Here is a 2,472-nt window from a genome sequence, read left to right as displayed (position 1 = left end):
GACCGCGTCCGTTGTTAATGGAATATTTACCTTTGTATTCCGCCGAACAAGCCCGCCGCCATGAAACCAGGCCGGGTATTACCGGCTGGGCACAAGTGAATGGTCGTAATGCGATTAGCTGGGAACAAAAATTTGAATATGATGTGTGGTATGTCGATAACCAATCGCTGTGGTTGGATATTAAGATTATCTTTTTAACACTAAAAAAAGTGTTTGTGCGCGATGGAATTTCGGCACAAGGCGAGGCGACGATGCCAAAGTTTACCGGTAGCTTAGATAAATGAAACGTCTGGCGATTTTAGGAGCGAGTGGTCACGGCAAAGTGGTCGCGGAAATTGCTGAATTGTTAGGCTGGTCTGTTGTTTTTTTTGACGATGCTTATCCTAGTGTTAGCAAATTAGAGGTTTGGCAAGTTATTGGTAAGACTGAAGATTTACTAAAAAATTTGGATGACTTTGATGGATGTTTTATTGCAATTGGTAATAATGACATTCGTTTAGAAAAATATGAGTTACTTGATAAGCATGGTGTCACTTTACCTTGTCTTATTCATCCGATGGCAATTGTAAGTCGTTACGCTAAAATATCTTCAGGCACGGTCGTAATGGCGGGTGTGGTTGTTAATCCTTTTGTAAAAATAGATGAATGCTGCATTTTAAATACGGCTTGCACGCTTGATCATGATTGTGTCGTTGAGCCTGGTGTGCATGTTAGTCCAGGGGTAAATTTGGCTGGCGCAGTGCGAATTGGCCAAGGTTCATGGATTGGCATCGGTGCAAACGTTAAACAATGTATAGAAATTGGTGAAAATGTAGTAGTCGGTGCTGGTGCCGTTGTTATAGAAAACATTCCAAATAATGTGGTTGCGGTGGGTGTGCCAGCTAGAGTAAAAAATAAGATGAGTTATAAATGCTAAATACAAAATTTTCCCCTTGGCCGTCCTTTACGCAAGAAGAAGCGGATGCGGTATCTCAAGTGTTATTGTCCAATCGCGTGAATTATTGGACAGGGCAGGAATGTCGTGAGTTTGAGAAAGAGTTTGCCACTTGGTGTGGCACAGATTATGCCGTGGCGCTAGCGAATGGAACCTTGGCGTTGGATGTGGCATTGAAAGCACTGGGAATTGGCAAAGGTGACGAAGTGATTGTGACGTCGCGCACTTTTTTGGCATCAGTGTCGTCGATTGTGAATGCTGGTGCGAAGCCGGTGTTTGCCGATGTATCAGGCGTTTCGCAGAATATTACGCCGGTATCTGTGCGTGCAGGGTTGTCACCTAATACCAAGGCTATTATGTGTGTGCATTTGGCGGGTTGGCCGTGTGATATGGATGGCATGATGGCACTGGCAGATGAGTTTGGCTTATTTGTAATTGAGGATTGTGCGCAGGCGCACGGTGCAAAGTATAAAGGTCGGTCGGTGGGATCAATTGGGCATATTGGTGCGTGGAGTTTTTGCCAAGATAAGATTATGACCACCGGAGGTGAAGGTGGCATGGTGACGACCAATGACCGTCGGCTTTGGTCGAAAATGTGGTCATTTAAGGACCATGGTAAAAGTTGGGAAGCGGTTTACGAGCGACAGCACCCGCCAGGCTTTCGTTGGTTGCATGATTCGTTTGGTACTAATTGGCGGATGACAGAAATGCAAGCAGTGATTGGGCGCATTCAGTTAAAACGCATGGCAGATTGGACTGCGAAGCGCTTAGCAAACGCTGAGCGTATTTGGGAGGTGTGTCATCAACAACCAGGTCTGCGTGTACCGGATATTCCGGCTGATATTCAACATGCGGCTTATAAGTGTTATGTATTTGTCGAGCCAGAAAAGCTTAAGCCTGGTTGGGATCGTGATCGGATTATGGCCGAAATTAATGCACTAGGTGTACCGTGCTTTTCAGGGTCTTGCTCTGAGGTGTATTTAGAACACGCTTTTGATAATACCGATTTTAAGCCCAAAGAGCGGTTGCCTGTTGCTCAAGAGTTGGGTGAAACGGCTTTGATGTTTTTGGTTCATCCGACTTTAACAGAAGGTCAGATTGATCTGACTTGTGAGGCAATTGAAAAGGTGATGCTGAAAGCTGAGGTTTGTTTACTTAAAGAGTAGCGAGGGTGACGGGATCAGGCCTTACATTTGACGCTCGAATTGGTTTATTTTAATCGGCAATAAAGCTTACCTTAGTAAGGACTGCGAATGGCAAGGCCTTTACGCATTGAATTGGCAGGGGTGTTGTATCATCTGACGCTGGTGGTTATGCTCAAGTTGGGTTGTCGAGTTGAAACTCGACCTACAGTGGTGGTGATGTAGGTTCGGTTTTAACCGAACGCTTGGGTTGTCGAGTTGAAACTCGACCTACGATGATGGTGATGTAGGTTCGGTTTCAACCGAACGGTTGGATTGTCGAGTTGAAACTCGACCTACGCTGGTGGTGATGTAGGTTCGGTTTTAACCGAACGGCTGGGTTGTCGAGTTGAAACT

Annotated in this window: 3 protein-coding genes; all 3 read left to right on the top strand. The window is 45.4% G+C overall.

What is annotated here, in order from left to right; all coding sequences use genetic code 11:
- A partial coding sequence (locus tag IBX48_RS10235) for a sugar transferase (protein WP_296834210.1) occupies positions 1 to 284 on the top strand: 284 nt, incomplete at its 5' end.
- On the top strand, positions 281 to 916 hold the full coding sequence (locus IBX48_RS10230; RefSeq protein ID WP_296834207.1) for an acetyltransferase: 636 nt from the start codon (positions 281 to 283) through the stop codon (positions 914 to 916). The genes IBX48_RS10235 and IBX48_RS10230, both read left to right, overlap by 4 nt.
- Positions 910 to 2,100 carry a DegT/DnrJ/EryC1/StrS aminotransferase family protein gene (locus IBX48_RS10225; protein WP_296834204.1) on the top strand — a complete coding sequence of 397 codons (1,191 nt, stop codon included), beginning with the start codon at positions 910 to 912 and terminating at the stop codon, positions 2,098 to 2,100. Before IBX48_RS10230 ends, IBX48_RS10225 begins: the two co-directional genes overlap by 7 nt.
- Positions 2,101 to 2,472: the final 372 nt, after the last annotated feature.

The organism is Thiomicrospira sp., from assembly GCF_014859555.1.
In the GTDB taxonomy this organism is placed as follows: Bacteria; Pseudomonadota; Gammaproteobacteria; order Thiomicrospirales; family Thiomicrospiraceae; genus Thiomicrospira.
Note: the sequence above shows the minus strand (reverse complement) of the source record. Positions and strands in the feature narration are given on the sequence as shown.

Coding starts and splice junctions, on each gene's coding strand:
- IBX48_RS10230 (WP_296834207.1), top strand. CDS start 281: ATGAAACGTCTGGCGATTTTAGGAGCGAGTGGTCACGGCAAAGTGGTC.
- IBX48_RS10225 (WP_296834204.1), top strand. CDS start 910: ATGCTAAATACAAAATTTTCCCCTTGGCCGTCCTTTACGCAAGAAGAA.